Here is a 15363-nt window from a genome sequence, read left to right on the forward strand (position 1 = left end):
GGGCACGTACGCCGCGGCCCGATCCCTCAGCCGTCGTCCTGCGTCAGCAGGCGCAGGACCGCGCGCTCGGCCGCGGCCTGGCGCGCCTGCGGATCCTTGCTCAGGCCGTTGCGTACGCGGATCGTGCGGCCCTGCTCGTGCAGCTCGAGCACCCGCGGGTCGACGTAGGAGCTGCGGGCGATCGCCGGCGTGTTCCCGAGGTACTCCGCGACCTCCTTGATCGCGGCGACCTGCTGCCTGCGGCGGGATCTGGCGGTCGGGGTCGAGCGCCCCGCGGCGTGCGGATCCTCAGCCAGCGCGAGCGCCGCGAGCACGGTTGCGTGCCAGGTCCGGAAGTCCTTCGCCGACACCTCGAGGCCGCTCAGCTCGCGCATGTAGTCGTTGACCATGGCCGGGGTCAGCCGCTGCCACCGCCGGCCCTGCCGGTAGGCGAGAAGCTCCTCGAAGCCGGCGCGGCGGCGACGCAGCCGCGCGATCGCCTCCACCGAGAGCGGGTCGTCGATGCTGATGGAGTGGTGGACGCCGGACTTCCCGGTGAAGTCGAAGACGTAGGCCTCACCCCGCTTGCGTACGTGGCGACGCTCCAGCGTCGTCAGCCCGAAGCCGCCGTTCTCGTCGGCGTAGGCGTCGCTGCCGATCCTGAAGCACCCGAGATCGAGCAGGCGCACCGCGAGTGCTGATGCCCGGGCAGCGCTCATCCCGGTGGTGGTGAGATCACGCTCCGTCCGCTCGCGTACGCGGGGCAGGACCGCCCCGAGCTCCAGCACCCGCTCGAACTTCTTCTGGTCGCGCTTCGCCCGCCAGCCGGGGTGGTAGAGGTACTGGCGTCGGCCGGCGTCATCGGTTCCGACGGCCTGGAGATGCCCATTTTCACGGGGGCAGATCCAGACGTCCTTCCAGGCGGGAGGGATGGCCAGAGCGCGGATCCGCTCGGCCGCGTCGTCCGGCAACCGGTCACCGGAGTCCTCGAGGTACACGAAGCCACGACCCGCGCGGCGGCGGGTCCACCCCGGCTCCTCCGTCGAGACCCGACGAAGCCGAACCACCAGGGGCTCCTCTCACCCGCTGGTCTCGTCGCTGTCGCGCGCCTTCGCGGACAGCAGCCGATGCGTACCGTCGCACCATGGCTTGATCGCGGACCCGCCGCACATGCACACCGCGCTGACCGGGCGAACCGTGTGATGGATCTTCCCGTCGGAGTCCTGGATCTCGTGCTTCCCGCGCAGCAGCATCGGCCCGGCCGGGCACAGCACGATCGAGGGGTGCTCGAAGTCCGTCATGAGGCACCCCACTGGTCGAGCACTGTCCGGGCGTAGCGAGCCTCCAGGTCGAGGCAGGTGAAGGCGCCGAGGAGCACCTGGTCGCGCTCGCTCGGGTTCTCCTCCACGAACGCGCCGCACACGTCGCGTACGGCCACCTGCTCGTGGACGGAGTCGGCCTCGACGTGCTCGTCGTAGTAGGCCGCCATCTCCTCGGGGAAGTCCAGGCGACGCAGCCCTTGGGCGAGCTGGCGCGACGGCACCGAGCTGGTCGACTCGAACGCGGCGAAGTGGCCGAGCGCCGCTCCGCGGAGCCGGCGGTGGAGTCCGAACAGCGACAGCGCGTTGTTCATCTCGAGGATCTCGGCCGGCGCCTCGTCGACGTAGCAGGCGTGGTCGGTACGCAGCCCGGCCGCTTCGATGCCGCGGCGGAACAGGTGGTGATGCAGCCGGTTCGGGTCGCCGTCGCCGTACTCGTCGAAGAGGATCTCCATCAGCGCGGCCTTGGGCCGGGTGTCGAGCCGGGGAACGACCCAGCTGGTCGGGTCGGCCTCCTTGAGGTGGTAGAGCGAGCGGTGCTCGAGGATCTCGAGCACCTGCTCGCGGTCGGCCCGGCGCTGCACGAACCGTGCCAGCGACGGCCCGTCGTGCCGGGCGACCAGACCCGGCAGGTCCAGCTCGCGATCCTCCTGGAAGCCGCTGTGCTCCCAGCGCCGACGCAGCTCGGACTCGAACGACCTCTCCAGGCCGCGGCGCAGGCGCAGCAGGTCCGCGTCCCACTCGAGGTCGGGATCGACCTCGTCGAAGCCCCGATAGTGGAGCTCGTAGAGCGCCCACAGAGCGATCTGGGCGTCCTCGGCTGACTCCGGAGCCGGCTCCAGGTCAGCGGTGGCGCCGCTCTGCAGCGCGGTGAACACAGTTGCACTCAGGGTGCCACGCGACTTCGGCAGCATCTACCCCCACCTTTCCCTCACGCCGTCCGGTACCCGGCGGCCGGGTCCGACATGCTCGGCCGCGGTGCCCGGGCGATGTGCACGAGCACTCCTTCGCCCGGCGAGTCGCGGACCTCCTCGATCGTCAGGTCGCTGCCCTCGACCATCTCCAGCACGCGATCGGACTGCCCGGTCGTGCCGAGCTGGAGAACGGCCGCGCCGCCGGGGGAGAGGTGCCGGGCGGTCGTCGCCAGGCACCTCTCGGCGACCAGCATCCCGTCGTCCCCGCCGTCGATGGCAGTCCGTGGATCCTCGGGATACCGCTCGACCTGGGCCGTGGGCACCCACGGTGGGTCCGCGATCACCAACGAGTAGCGCTCGTCCGGGTCCAGCGCGTGCTCCATGCTGCCCTCGCGTACCTTGACCAGGTGCGCCAGCCCGGCGCGCTCCGCGTTGGCACGTGCGAACGCACAGGCGACCGGATCTGCGTCGACGCACACCAGGCTGCGGCCGGTCAGCGCGGCCGCGAGCAGGCCGATCTGACCGGCGCCGGAGCACAGCTCGAGCATCGGCCCGTCCGGCAGCTCCGCGGCCAGCTTGGCTGCCCACTCGGACTGGCGGACGGTCCAGGTACGCGGCGTGAGCACGCGGTCGTCGAAGTCGATGTCGAGATGACCGAAGCGGATCATGACAGCAGGTGCCTCCTGTTCAGGGGGTGGAAGTTCAGGTGAGCTCGGCCAGCCGGACCACTGCTCGGTCCAGTCGACCCTCCTCATCGTGGATCCGGCGCTGGGTCGTGGATCCGGTGCCGGCGGTGAAGATCCGGCCGATTCCCTTCTCGACGCGCACCAGGTCTCCGGTGTCACGCAACGCCTGGCCGATGTGTTCGAGCAGGCATTCCAGCACCTCAGGAGCCGGCCTCGGTCGATGGGTCCGCGGGTCGAGCAGATCGCCGGTGATCCCGTGCCGTCCCGCCTGCCACATGGCGAGCCGGAGCACGGCCACCGACACCGGGTCGGGCGGTCGGCCCTCGGCCCACTCCCGGGCGCCGGTCTCGACCAGCGCCCGCGCCAGCGCGGCGACGAGCACGGCGTCGCGGGGATCGAGGCAGACGTCGGCGACCCGGATCTCGAGCGTCGGGTAGTTGCGGGACGGCCGGGCGTCGAAGTACGCCATGCCCTCATCGAGCGGCACCCCGGTGTCGACGAGCATGCGCACGTGGTCGGCGTACGCCTGGGCACTGCCGAAGATCTCGGTCGGACCGTTCGTCGGCCACCGGGTCATCGCCTGGGACCGGTAGCTCGCGTAGCCCGAGTCACCGCCCTGCCAGAAGGGCGAGTTTGCGCTCACCGCGAGCAGCACCGGCAGCCAGGTGCGGATCCGGTCGAGCGCCCCGACGGCCTCGTCGTCGGAGTCGACCGAGACGTGCACGTGGCAGCCGCAGGTGAGCTGCTCGGTGGCGGTCAGCCCGAACTGCTCGCTGATCGCCACATAGCGCTCGCTGTCGAAGGTCTGGGGACGTACCGGCAGCGGGGTCGTGCCGCTGGCCAGGATCAGCGCGCCCGCCTCGGTCGCGGCCGCACGCGCCTTGTCGCGCCACCTCCTCAGGTCCTGCTCGAGGATCCCGAGGTACTCCTCTGCCGGCGTGTCGGTCTCGACCTGCTGCTCCTGCAGCTCCGGCCCCACCGAGCCACCGGCCTCGCCGGCCTCGACCTCGGTGTCGCCGTGCCGACGCGCCACCCGCAGTACCTCGCTGGCCACCGATCGAGGCGCGCCGGTCTCGGCGTCGACGAGGAGCAGCTCCTCCTCGACGCCGACTGTCCTGACCTGGTGATGGGTACTGCACGAATAGTGGCTCTTCACTGCTCACACCTGCCTCTGGAAGGAGCAACTCGACGATGTGTCGCCTGTTCGGATACGTGACCGAGTCCCCGTGTGCCGTAGCCGACCTTCTCGGGGAGGAGGGGCTGGCCGCGTTCACCTCGCTCACGTCCGTGCACTCCGACGGCTGGGGGATGTCCTGGCACACCCCCGAGGGCACCTGCACGACGAGCTCGCCGCGGTCGGCGGACATCGACGACACCTATCGCCGCCTCGTCGAGGCCCCGCTCTCCCACGCCGGGTTCGTGCATCTTCGCTGGGCGACGGGTGGGCTCGACGTACGTCCGGAGAACACCCATCCATTCCTGACCGACGGCGCCGCGTTCGCGCACAACGGCCACATCTCGCCGATCGCCGATCTCGAGGCGCTGCTGACTCCGGAGTCGCGTGCGCGGCTGCGCGGTGACACCGACAGCGAGCGCTACTTCCACTTCGTGCACCAGAACGTCGAGAAGTTCGGCGACGAGGCCGAGGGCGTCACCCGAGCACTGGCCACGCTCGTCCAGAAGTTCCCGCGATGCAGCCTGAACGCGCTGATGCTCACCCGGACGCACATGTTCGCGATCCACATCAACTCGCGTGCCGACTCGCCCCTGCGCGCGCTGCGCGAGCTCTTCGACGACGAGGGCGACATCCCGCCGCGGCACACCACGGAGTACTTCGCGATGGACTACCGCCGGACCGAGCACGGCCTCGAGAGCGTCTCCAGCGGTCTGGGACAGCCGGGCTGGACCCCGGTTCCCGCCGACACCGCAGTGATGGTCGACCTGGCCACCCGGGAGGTCACCCGGCTGGATCCGATCGCCCAGCTCGGCGCCGACGCGTTGCGGGCCCGCGACTGATGACGGGGTACCGCCGACATGCTGTGGGGTGCGTTCGGGCATGCCCAGAGGTACCCCATCGGGCACCGCTTCATTCCGGGCCGCGCTGAGATTCCCAGCCAGTCCGTGCCTTCCTCACAGGAAGCCCACAGCAGGCGAGCGGAATCTTGAGGCATCAACCGCCTCAAGGAGGACCCGATGTCCCGCTCCCGCCGCCTTCGTCAGTCTCTCGTCGCCGCCCTGGCGATCCCGCTCGTCGCGATCCCGCTCGCCACCCCGGCCCTCGCGGTGGCCGCGGTCGGCGCCACCAAGACGTACGCGGCCGAGTCCGGGCCCGGATACGGCTACGGCGGTTCCGTCGAGAGCTACGGCGGCGGGATCGTGGACCCCTACCGGCAGAGCCTCGGCTCCTCGACCGCGACCGTCGACTCCGAACCGGCGACCGACGCCGAGTCGACCGGCGTCGTGCTGATCAACACCACGGTCGGCTACGGCAGCGGGCAGGGCGCGGGCACGGGGCTCACGATCACCGGCGACGGGATCGTGGTGACCAACCACCACGTCGTCGAGGGCGCCACCTCGATCACGGTGACCGACCCGAGCACGGGGGAGTCGTACGCCGCGACGGTCCTCGGCTACGACGACGTCCATGACGTCGCGGTGCTGCAGCTCGAGGACGCCTCGGGGCTCTCGACGGTCGCGACGGACCGGGATGCCGCGGCCCAGGGCGAGGAGGTCACCGCAGTCGGCAACGCCGAGGGCCAGGGCTCGCTCTCGGCCGCCGACGGTACGGTCACCGACCCGAGCACCGCGATCACCGTCAGCAACGAGGACGGCACCGCCTCCGACCTCAGCGGCCTGATCCAGACCGACGCCGATGTCGTCTCCGGCGACTCCGGCGGCGCGCTGCTCGACGAGGACGGCGAGGTGATCGGGATGAACGTCGCCGCGACCTCGGGGTCAGCGGAGATCTCGGGTTACGCCATCCCGATCGACACCGTGCTCGACATCGCCGCCCAGATCCTCGCCGGGGAGGAGTCCGGCGACGTCGAGATCGGTGGCTCGGCCGCCGCGCTCGGGGTGCAGGTCGACACGACCAGGTCGACGCTGGTCGTCGGTGTCGTCGAGAACGGTGCCGCCGAGGCCGGCGGGATCACCGAGGGCAGCACGATCACCTCCGTCGACGGGACCGCGGTGGCGAGCATCGACGACATCACCTCGGTCCTCGGCGGCCACGAGCCCGACGACGAGATCTCGGTCAGCTGGACCGATGCCGCCGGCGAAGCCCACACCGCCACCGTGACCCTCGGCGAGGGTCCGGTCACCTGAGCAGAATCAGCTCGGTCCGTCCTCGTCGGAGCGCGGACGCTCCGCCCTGATCGGGATCGCGCCGGTGTAGCCCTCGCGTTCGAGGGCGATCTGCTCGACACGGTCACGGACGAGCCGCCAGCCGATCATCAGCGCCGGGATGATGATCACCAGGGTGGCGAGCGTCCAGGTCCCGATCGGGTAGTCGAAGCCCATCAGCACGAGCACGGTCGCGAGGAACACGAGGGTCGCGTAGCCGGTCCACGGTGATCCCCACAGCCGGAACTCGGGCCGGTACATCAAGCCCTTCTTCCAGCGCCGGTAGAGCTGGATCTGGCAGATCACGATGGTCGCCCAGGACGCGATGATGCCGAGAGCCGACATGTTCAGCACGATCTCGAACGCCTGCCCCGGCACGATCGCGTTGAGGCCGACGCCGAGCAGCGTGATGCTGCCGGTGAGCAGGATCCCGCCGAACGGCACCCCGTTCCGCGACATCCGCGCGGTGAAGGTCGGCGCGCTCCCGCTCATGGCCATGGACCGCAGGATGCGCCCGGTCGAGTAGAGACCGGCGTTGAGCGAGGAGAGCGCCGCGGTCAGCACCACGAGGTTCATGATCGTGCCGGAGTTCGCGATCCCGAGCTGGTCGAAGAACGTCACGAACGGGCTCTCGTCGGCCCGGTAGGTCGTGTAGGGCAGCAGCAGCGCGAGCAGCACCAGCGAGCCCACGTAGAAGACCGCGATCCGGGCGATCACGGAGTTGATCGCCCGGGGCATGATCTTGGCCGGCTCGGCGGTCTCACCGGCGGCGGTGCCGACGAGCTCGACCGCTGCGTACGCGAAGACGACCCCGGAGATCACGATGACGAGCGGAAGCGCGCCGACCGGGAACAGCCCGCCGTTGTCGATGACCATGCCGATCCCGGTCTCCTGGCCGTTGAGCTCCTCACCGCTGGCGAGCACGATCATCCCGAGCACGAGGAACCCCAGCAGCGCGACCACCTTGATGAGCGCGGCCCAGAACTCCAGCTCGCCGAAGAGCTTGACCGAGATCAGGTTCATCGAGAGCACGACCGCGAGCGCGACGAGCGCGATCACCCACTGCGGGACGACCTCGAACGTGCCCCAGAAGTGCATGTACGTCGCGATCGCCGTGACGTCGACGATCGAGGTCATCGCCCAGTTCAGGAAGTACATCCAGCCGGCGGCGAACGCGGCCGGCTCGCCCAGGAACTCCCGGGCGTAGGAGACGAACGATCCTGACGAGGGTCGGTGCAGCACGAGCTCGCCGAGCGCGCGGAGGATGAGGAAGACGAACACGCCGCAGAGGGCGTAGACGAGGAACAGGCCCGGTCCGGCCTCGTGGAGGCGGCCGCCCGCTCCCAGGAACAGCCCGGTGCCGATGGCGCCGCCGATCGCGATCATCTGCAGCTGCCGCGGGCTGAGGCTCTTGTTGTAGCCCTCGTCCTCGTCGGTCAGGCCGCTGACCTGATTGCTGACCGGGCCGCCGGCCTGGTCTTCGGTGTCGGTCATCGGCTCGCTCCCGATCCGGAGTGAGGTGGCTCGGGCACGTCCTTGAACAGCAGCCATCCGCCGACCACGGCGACGACCGCCGCCGCGGCGTAGCCGATCAGCGACCACCAGCCGAGATGCAGGTACGCCGTCACCCCGACGATCGCCAACGCGAGGAACACCATCGTCATGCCGATGATCGGCGTCCGTGGCCTGTATGGATCCCGTGCCAATGCGATCACCTTCACCTGGCAGGGCCCCCGATGGCCCCGCTCCGGGGACCAATTAGAGCGCATCGAGCTGGTTCTCGCGGTGACCGGACGTCGCCCGGCGTTTCCGTTCCACCGGACGGCAAATAACAGTAAGGTCGCCTTACAGTTAACCCCCATGAAGGAGCGTTCGATGCGTAGCTCGAGGATCCGCACCATCCGCACCACACTCACGGCGACCGCCGCTCTGGCTCTCGTCCTGGTCGCCCCGCTGGCCGCGCCGGCCGCCGTGCCCGGCCCCGATGCCGACGGCGCAGCGAGCCGCACCGGAGACGTCGAGGCGGCCGCCCTGACCTGGTCCGACGAGTTCGACGGGCCCGCCGGCAGTGCCCCGAACGGCGCCAACTGGAACTTCGAGACCGGAGGCGGGGGCTGGGGCAACAACGAGCTCCAGACCTACACCGACTCCCGCGACAACTCCGCCCTCGACGGCAACGGCAACCTGGTCATCACCGCTCGCCGGAGCGGGAGCGGCTACACCTCTGCCCGGCTCACCACGAAGGGCAAGGTGCAGCCGAAGTTCGGCCGTCTGGAGGCGCGGATCCAGATCCCGCGCGGCCAGGGGATCTGGCCGGCTTTCTGGATGCTGGGTGGCCAGTTCCCGAACACGCCATGGCCGAACGCCGGCGAGATCGACATCATGGAGAACGTCGGCTACGAGCCCCACCTGGTCCACGGCACCCTGCACGGTCCGGGATACTCCGGCGGCAACGGCATCACCGGTCAGTACATGCACCCCCAGGGCTGGTCCTTCGCCGACACCTTCCACACCTTCGCCATCGACTGGCGGCCCGGCTCGATCACCTGGTCAGTCGACGGGGTGGCCTACCAGACCTTCACCACGGCCAACACCGGCGCCAACCCCTGGGTCTTCGACCAGCCGTTCTTCTTCATCCTCAACGTCGCGGTCGGCGGCAACTGGCCCGGCAACCCCGACGGCACGACCCAGTTCCCGCAGAGCATGGTCGTGGACTACGTACGCGTCTACGACTCCCAGCTCTGAGCGAACCGGTTCCGCTCAAGCGCCGGACCAGTTGAGCGACAGCACGGCCTGCTCCTCGGAGGCGTCGAGAATCTTCGCGGTCATGCCGTTGAGGTAGTAGGCCTTGCTGTCGCCGACCGGCAGGATGGTGGCCATCCCCCCGGTGCTGGAGGCGTCCGCGGCAGAGAGCGTCAACCCGACGCCGCCCTCGCTGAGGTCCGTGACGGTGAGCAGCGACCAGCCGCTCGCACCGTGGCCTGGGCTGCCTTCCCAGCCCAGGTCCGGGTCGAGCTCGATCTCGGTGCCCTTCTCGACGATGACCTCGCAGGCGGCGTCGAAGCACTCGTCGTACGCCGCCCCGTCCGTCGCGCTGAGGCTGCCGCCGTCGGACGAGTCGCGGTCGGCCTTACCTCCGTCGTCGTCATCACTGCCGCCGCACGCGGTCGCGAAGAGCGCGACAGTGGTCATCACAGCGGCGATACGGGTTGTCTTCACGGGTTCTCCGTCCGAGAACTACGGGTTTGGTACGGGCGCGAGATCTCGTCCGGCCCTGCCAGCCCGAGCCGTCCGATCGATCTTGATCACAGGAGGAACGGTGTTCGGCACATTGAACCAGAGATTCGCTTTCGCGCTTGCCGGAGTGGCTGCGGCCGGTGCGAGCCTCGTCGCCAGCTTCCAGTGGGTCTGGGTCTGATGCGGGGAAAGGGTATGCGCCGGACGATGGCGGCCGTCCTGCCCAAGCGTTTCGGGTTCACAGGGGCGATGTCGATGGGGTGTTCGGCCCGGCCGACGGGCAACGACCTCAGCCCTCGCGGTGGGCGCTGAGCCCGTCCTCCCCGGGCGCGACGGAGTCGTGGAGTCTGATCGTGTGGTCGTAGTGCTCTTCGACCATCGGCCGGTAGTCGATCCGCGGCTCGGTCATCACGCCCTCGAGACGTACGCGCAGGTCGGCCTCGATCCGCGCCATGACCTGGGTGTCGATGGTGTCGGTGTCGGTGATCAGGTGCGGCCGCAGCGGGTCCATCCCGGTGTACCAGAACGTGCCGTGCAGCAGGGGCCACAGGACGTCCTCGATGTCGCCGCTGATCCCGCGCGGGCCCAGCGTCGCGGCCCGGTCGCCGGCGGTGACGATCGTCAGCGCGCGCTTGCCGATCAGGCCGCCCTTGCCGTACTTGAGCGGCTTGCCGGTCTCCGGGTCCGGTACGTCGAAGGCGAACCCCGACTCGAAGACCCGGTCGATCCAGCCCTTGAGGATGGCCGGCACCGAGTACCACCACAGCGGGAACTGCACGACCAGCAGATCGGCCTCCCGCAGCCGGTCCTGGTGGCGGCGTACGTCGGCCTCACCCCGCTCCACCAGAAGTGGATTGAAACCTTCTCGATAGAGGTCGATCTCGTCGACGCTCCAGCCGGCCGCGCCGAGCGCGTTCATGCCGACTTCGCGCAGCTGTCCGTTGAGTGACGACGCGTGCGGATGTGCCCATACCCAGAGTGCGTGCATGGGGCCCTGAACGCCGTCTGACGCGGCGGGATTCCCGGCTGGATCCGGGCGGGCGCCGACACGGTCTGATGACAAAGTCCGGATCTCGCTCAAATTAGCGGCCTCAGAGTGTTGACGTATGTGATTGCCATCACTAGCGTAAACCAGGCTTGAAACCTTTCAATTCGAGGAGCTGCCCATGCCGGACACACCCGCCGCACTGGAGCTGCGGGACGTGGCCAAGTCCTTCGGCCCCGTACGCGCTCTCCGGACCGGTTGCCTCCGGGTCGAGGCCGGATCCATCCACGCGCTCGTGGGGGAGAACGGTGCCGGGAAGTCGACCCTGGTCAAGATCGTCGCGGGGCTCTACCGCCGCGACGCCGGCGACTACCTGCTCTCCGGGGAACAGGTCGACTTCCGCAACACCGCTGACGCCAAGCAGGCCGGGGTCGCGGTCATCTACCAGGAGCCGACCCTCTTCCCCGACCTCTCGGTCACCGAGAACATCTTCATGGGACGCCAGCCGACCAACCGCTGGGGCAGGATCGACCGCGCCGCGATGCGCACCGAGGTCGTCGAGCTCTTCGCCAGGCTCGGCGTCCCGATCGAGCCCGACCGTCCGACCGAGGGCCTCTCGATCGCCGACCAGCAGCTGATCGAGATCGCCAAGGCGCTCTCGCTCGACGCCAAGGTCCTGATCATGGACGAGCCGACCGCGGCCCTGTCGGGCAACGAGGTCGAGCGGCTGATGAGCGTGGCGCGCACGCTGCGCGACCAGGGCTGTGCTGTCGTCTTCATCTCGCACCGCTTCGACGAGGTGTTCGCGCTCTGCGACACGATCACGGTGATGCGCGACGGCGCCTACATCTCCACCGACCCCATCTCGGCGGTCACCGAGGACGAGATCGTCCAGCGGCTCGTCGGGCGCGAGGTCTCCGACCTCTACCCGAAGCTCGAGGCCACCGTCGGCAAGCCGCTGCTCGAGGTCAAGGGCCTCACCCGCACCGGCCTGTTCCAGGACATCAGCCTCACCGTCCGCGAGGGCGAGATCGTCGGCCTGGCCGGCCTCGTCGGAGCCGGGCGCAGCGAGGTCGCGCAGGCGATCTTCGGCGTCGACCCCTACGAGAGCGGCGAGGTCACCCTCGAGGGCCGGCCGGTCCCGCCGGGTGACCCGCGACGGGCGATCGAGATGGGGCTGGCTTTCGTCCCCGAGGACCGCCGCCAGCACGGTCTCGTCCTGGACGCGCCGATCTCGCGCAACATCACCCTCCCGACGAGCGGCAGGCTCGCCCGCACCGGGCTGATCAGCACCGGCATCGAGAACCGCTCGGCCGCCGACTGGGCCGCCCGGCTCGAGGTCAAGGCCGCGACGCTCGACACCCTGGCCGGCACGCTCTCGGGCGGCAACCAGCAGAAGGTCGTGCTGGCCAAGTGGCTCTCGACCCGGCCCAAGGTGCTGATCATCGACGAGCCCACCCGAGGCATCGACGTCGGCACCAAGTCCGAGGTCCACCGCCTGCTCTCGGCCCTCGCGCAGGAGGGTCTCGGGATCCTGATGATCTCCTCCGAGCTCCCCGAGGTGCTCGGTATGGCCGACCGCGTCATCGTCCTCAGCGAGGGTCACCAGACGGCCGAGCTGAGCCGCGCGGAGGCGACCCCCGAGGCCGTCATGCGCGCAGCGACGGCCCACCACTCCACCACCCTGAACGTCAGCGAGGCATCATGACCACCACGCTCGACGCGCCCGCCCCGGCCGCGCCGCAGCCACGCCACCGAGCAGCCAGCCGGCTGACCTGGCTCCTGAAGCAGCGTGAGACCGGCATCGCCGTCGCCTTCATCGCGCTGCTCGTGGTGACCACGGCGGTGAACCCCAACTTCCTGTTCAGCACGGACGGTTGGCGCGACCTCACCCTGACGCCCGCGATCCTCGTGTGCCTGGCGATCGGCCAGGCGATGGTGATCGTCACCCGCAACGTCGACCTCAGCGTCGGCTCGACGCTCGGGCTCACGGCCTACCTGGCCGGGCGGCTCTTCCTCGACACCGGGCTCCCGGTGATCCTGGTCGTCCTCATCGCCGTCGCCGCGGGCGCCGTGCTCGGCCTGATCAACGGGGCGCTGGTCGCCTTCGCCAAGGTGCCGGCGCTGGTCATCACCCTCGGCACGCTCTACGTCTACCGCGGGATCATGCTCGAGTGGGCCGGCAGCGACCGGATCAACGCCTCCGACATCCCGCCCGGGCTGCTCGACTTCGGCACCGGATCGTTCCTGTTCATCCCCAACCTCGCCTGGATCTCGTTCGCGCTGCTGGCCGTCGCCATCTACCTGATGCGCTCCACCCGTGTCGGCCGCGAGTTCTACGCGATCGGCTCCGACCCCGACGCCGCCACCCTCTACGGGCTGCGCGACAAGCGCCGGGTCCTGCAGGCGTTCGCCACCTCGGGTGCGCTCGCCGGCCTCGCCGGGATCCTGTACGTCTCCCGCTACGGCACCATCAGCTCCGGTGTCGGCCAGGGCATCGAGCTCGAGGCTGTCGGGGCCGCGGTCGTGGGTGGCGTGGCCATCTTCGGCGGCAGCGGCACCGTCCTCGGGGCAGCCCTGGGGGCGTACCTCCTCACCACCATCAACCGGGCGCTCCCGGTCCTGGGCATCCCCGACTTCTGGCAGCAGGCCGTCGTCGGTGCGCTGATCATCGGCGCGATCGTCCTGGACCGCTACTTCGCCCGCCGTCAGCACGACAAGCTTCTCGCAGAGAGGGAAGAAGCATGAGCCTCCTTGCCGAGAAGGCGCAGCCGAGGACGTACGCAGCCCACGCCAGGCCGTGGTGGCAGCGCACCCTGATGACCAGGGACTCGGCGATCATCGCCCTGCTCGTGGTCGTGTGGCTGTACGCCTCGATCGCGATCCTCAACTTCTCCGACCCGATCACGGTCTACTTCCTGGTCCTCGACATCACGCCGATCCTGCTGATCGCGCTGCCGATGACGCTGATCATCATCACCGGCGAGATCGACCTGTCGGTCGCGAGCGTCGTGGGGCTCTCCAGCGTGCTGTTCGGGGTGCTGCACCGTGAGGGCCTCCCGATGGTCGCCGCGATGGTGATCGCCCTGCTCGCCTGTGCGGTCGCCGGAGCGCTCAACGGGGTGCTCGTCACCCGCTTCGGACTGCCGTCCCTGGCCGTCACGATCGGCACCATGGCGCTCTTCCGCGGCATCGCGGTCGGCGCGCTCGGCACCACCGCGATCACCGACTGGCCCGACGCCTGGGGCGACGCCGTACAAGCCCGGATCGGCGGCTCCCAGATCCCGCTGATGACGATCCCGCTGGTCGTCCTGATCCTGATCTTCGCCGTGATCCTGCACTTCACGCCCTTCGGGCGCGGCATCTTCGCGGCCGGCCTCAGCAAGGACGCGGCCCGCTTCTCCGGCGTCAACGTGGACCGTACGAAGCTGATCCTGTTCACCCTCAGCGGCCTGGTCTCGGGGCTGGCGGGCATCTACTTCACGCTGCGCTACGGCAGCGCCCGTGGCGACAACGCCACCGGCCTGGAGCTCCAGGTCGTGGCCGCGGTGCTGCTCGGCGGGGTCTCGATCTTCGGCGGCCGCGGGGCCATCCCCGGGGTCATCGCCGGCGTCGTCCTGATCGGGACGATCGGCAGCGCGCTGCGCCTGGACGGACTCAGCGCCAACATCATCCAGATCATCACCGGCGTACTTCTCATCGCAGCGGTCATCGCGGCCAGCGTTCTCGGTTGGACCGGTCGCATCGTCGGCACCTATCGCCGGCAACACAGCTCGGACGAACCATCCTCAAAGCAGTCTCCTTAAAGAAAGCGGAGTGAGAGACATGACCAGCAAGTTCCGACGCGCAGGCAGTGCCGTCGCCATCGTTGCGGCCCTCGGCCTCGCCCTGTCCGCCTGCGGCGGCGGGAGCGACAGCGGCAGCGATGGAGAGGGTGGCGGCGACACCAGCAGCATCACCTTCATCCCGAAGAACCTCGGCAACCCCTACTTCGACGCCTCCGACACGGGTGGCAAGAAGGCCGCCGACGAGATCGGCACCAAATGGACGCAGGTCGGCCCGACCGAGTCGACCCCCGACTCCCAGGTCAGCTTCATCAACACTGCGACCCAGCAGCGTGCCGGGGCGCTCGTCGTCTCGGCCAACGACCCGACCGCCATCGGCGACGCCCTCGACGAGGCCCGCAACGCCGGCACCAAGGTCGTCACGATGGACTCCGACACCGAGCCGCAGTTCCGCGACGTCTTCGTCAGCCAGGCCGACGCCGCCGGCATCGCCAAGAGCCAGGTCGACCTGATCGCTGAGCAGATCGGCGATTCGGGCGAGGTGGCCATCCTCTCCGCGGCCGCCAACGCCACCAACCAGAACGAGTGGATCAAGCTGATGGAGGAGGAACTGGCCGCGAACCACCCGAACATCAAGCTCGTCCAGACCGTCTACGGTGACGACGACGACCAGAAGTCGTTCGACAAGACCGCCGGCCTGCTGCAGTCCCACCCGAACCTCAAGGGCATCATCAGCCCGACCACGGTCGGCATCGCCGCGGCCGCGCGCTACCTGTCCGACTCGGAGTACAAGGGCAAGGTCGCGCTGACCGGTCTCGGCACCCCGAACCAGATGCGGGAGTACGTCAAGGACGGCACCGTCAAGGCCTTCGCGCTGTGGGACCCCGAGCAGCTCGGCTACCTCGCCGCGTACACCGCCGACGCTCTCGCCGCCGGTGACATCGAGGGCAAGGAGGGCGACACCTTCGAGGCCGGTGACCTGGGTGAATACACCGTAGGCGCCGACGGCGTAGTCGTGTTGGGTGAGCCCACAGTCTTCGACGAGTCGAACATCGACGACTTCGACTTCTGAGCCTGTGACCCTGCGACCGAGTCGCAGGGTCACAACGCGAAGAG

General features: G+C 69.4%; 16 protein-coding genes. 7 read left to right on the forward strand and 9 right to left on the reverse strand.

Annotated features, from left to right (window positions below; all coding sequences use genetic code 11):
• Positions 1-26 precede the first annotated feature (26 nt).
• From ACFWQC_RS19125 to ACFWQC_RS19145, 5 genes are read right to left on the reverse strand one after another with little or no spacing between them, the layout of a single operon-like run.
• Positions 27-1046: a DNA topoisomerase IB gene (locus ACFWQC_RS19125; RefSeq protein ID WP_378681322.1), complete on the reverse strand. Its 1020-nt coding sequence runs from the start codon at positions 1044-1046 to the stop codon at positions 27-29.
• A 12-nt stretch (positions 1047-1058) separates the two neighbouring features.
• Positions 1059-1280, reverse strand: coding sequence for a CDGSH iron-sulfur domain-containing protein (locus ACFWQC_RS19130; RefSeq protein WP_378681325.1), 222 nt, complete (start codon positions 1278-1280; stop codon positions 1059-1061).
• The gene (locus tag ACFWQC_RS19135) at positions 1277-2212 is read right to left on the reverse strand and encodes an iron-containing redox enzyme family protein (protein WP_378681328.1); all 936 of its coding nucleotides are present in this window, start codon (positions 2210-2212) and stop codon (positions 1277-1279) included. Before ACFWQC_RS19135 ends, ACFWQC_RS19130 begins: the two co-directional genes overlap by 4 nt.
• Before the next feature lie 17 nt (positions 2213-2229).
• Positions 2230-2880, reverse strand: a complete 651-nt coding sequence (locus ACFWQC_RS19140; RefSeq protein WP_378681331.1) for a methyltransferase — start codon at positions 2878-2880, stop codon at positions 2230-2232.
• 34 nt (positions 2881-2914) lie between these two features.
• Positions 2915-4054 (reverse strand): glutamate--cysteine ligase, encoded by a 1140-nt coding sequence (locus ACFWQC_RS19145; protein ID WP_378681333.1) that lies wholly within the window; start codon positions 4052-4054, stop codon positions 2915-2917.
• 35 nt (positions 4055-4089) lie between these two features.
• Between ACFWQC_RS19145 and ACFWQC_RS19150 the strand changes: the two genes are divergently transcribed.
• Positions 4090-4914, forward strand: coding sequence for a class II glutamine amidotransferase (locus ACFWQC_RS19150; protein WP_378681336.1), 825 nt, complete (start codon positions 4090-4092; stop codon positions 4912-4914).
• Positions 4915-5091: 177 nt separating this feature from the next.
• Entirely contained in the window at positions 5092-6222 is a 1131-nt protein-coding gene (locus tag ACFWQC_RS19155; RefSeq protein WP_378681338.1) for a S1C family serine protease, read from the forward strand.
• A 6-nt stretch (positions 6223-6228) separates the two neighbouring features.
• Here the strand turns inward: ACFWQC_RS19155 and ACFWQC_RS19160 are convergent, their stop codons facing one another.
• Together ACFWQC_RS19160 and ACFWQC_RS19165 are read right to left on the reverse strand one after the other, a co-directional pair.
• Positions 6229-7734 carry an amino acid permease gene (locus ACFWQC_RS19160; RefSeq protein ID WP_378681341.1) on the reverse strand — a complete coding sequence of 502 codons (1506 nt, stop codon included), beginning with the start codon at positions 7732-7734 and terminating at the stop codon, positions 6229-6231.
• Positions 7731-7955 carry a hypothetical protein gene (locus ACFWQC_RS19165; protein WP_378681344.1) on the reverse strand — a complete coding sequence of 75 codons (225 nt, stop codon included), beginning with the start codon at positions 7953-7955 and terminating at the stop codon, positions 7731-7733. The genes ACFWQC_RS19160 and ACFWQC_RS19165 overlap by 4 nt, the downstream gene beginning before the upstream one ends.
• A gap of 160 nt (positions 7956-8115) precedes the next feature.
• Here ACFWQC_RS19165 and ACFWQC_RS19170 point away from each other — a divergent pair, with 160 nt between their 5' ends.
• Complete coding sequence (locus tag ACFWQC_RS19170; protein ID WP_378681347.1) at positions 8116-8985, forward strand: family 16 glycosylhydrolase; 870 nt, start codon at positions 8116-8118, stop codon at positions 8983-8985.
• 15 nt (positions 8986-9000) lie between these two features.
• Here the strand turns inward: ACFWQC_RS19170 and ACFWQC_RS19175 are convergent, their stop codons facing one another.
• Together ACFWQC_RS19175 and ACFWQC_RS19180 are read right to left on the reverse strand one after the other, a co-directional pair.
• Complete coding sequence (locus tag ACFWQC_RS19175; protein ID WP_378681350.1) at positions 9001-9459, reverse strand: hypothetical protein; 459 nt, start codon at positions 9457-9459, stop codon at positions 9001-9003.
• 307 nt (positions 9460-9766) lie between these two features.
• Entirely contained in the window at positions 9767-10465 is a 699-nt protein-coding gene (locus ACFWQC_RS19180) for an NAD(P)H-dependent oxidoreductase (protein WP_378681353.1), read from the reverse strand.
• Between the two features lie 178 nt (positions 10466-10643).
• Here ACFWQC_RS19180 and ACFWQC_RS19185 point away from each other — a divergent pair, with 178 nt between their 5' ends.
• From ACFWQC_RS19185 to rhaS, 4 genes are read left to right on the forward strand one after another with little or no spacing between them, the layout of a single operon-like run.
• Entirely contained in the window at positions 10644-12170 is a 1527-nt protein-coding gene (locus ACFWQC_RS19185) for a sugar ABC transporter ATP-binding protein (RefSeq protein WP_378681356.1), read from the forward strand.
• Positions 12167-13210 (forward strand): ABC transporter permease, encoded by a 1044-nt coding sequence (locus ACFWQC_RS19190; protein ID WP_378681359.1) that lies wholly within the window; start codon positions 12167-12169, stop codon positions 13208-13210. Before ACFWQC_RS19185 ends, ACFWQC_RS19190 begins: the two co-directional genes overlap by 4 nt.
• The gene (locus ACFWQC_RS19195) at positions 13207-14268 is read left to right on the forward strand and encodes an ABC transporter permease (RefSeq protein WP_378681362.1); all 1062 of its coding nucleotides are present in this window, start codon (positions 13207-13209) and stop codon (positions 14266-14268) included. Before ACFWQC_RS19190 ends, ACFWQC_RS19195 begins: the two co-directional genes overlap by 4 nt.
• A 19-nt stretch (positions 14269-14287) precedes the next feature.
• Positions 14288-15319 carry a rhamnose ABC transporter substrate-binding protein gene (rhaS, locus tag ACFWQC_RS19200; protein WP_378681365.1) on the forward strand — a complete coding sequence of 344 codons (1032 nt, stop codon included), beginning with the start codon at positions 14288-14290 and terminating at the stop codon, positions 15317-15319.
• Positions 15320-15363 lie beyond the last annotated feature (44 nt).

Source organism: Nocardioides sp. NPDC058538, assembly GCF_042719275.1.
Lineage (GTDB): Bacteria > Actinomycetota > Actinomycetes > Propionibacteriales > Nocardioidaceae > Nocardioides.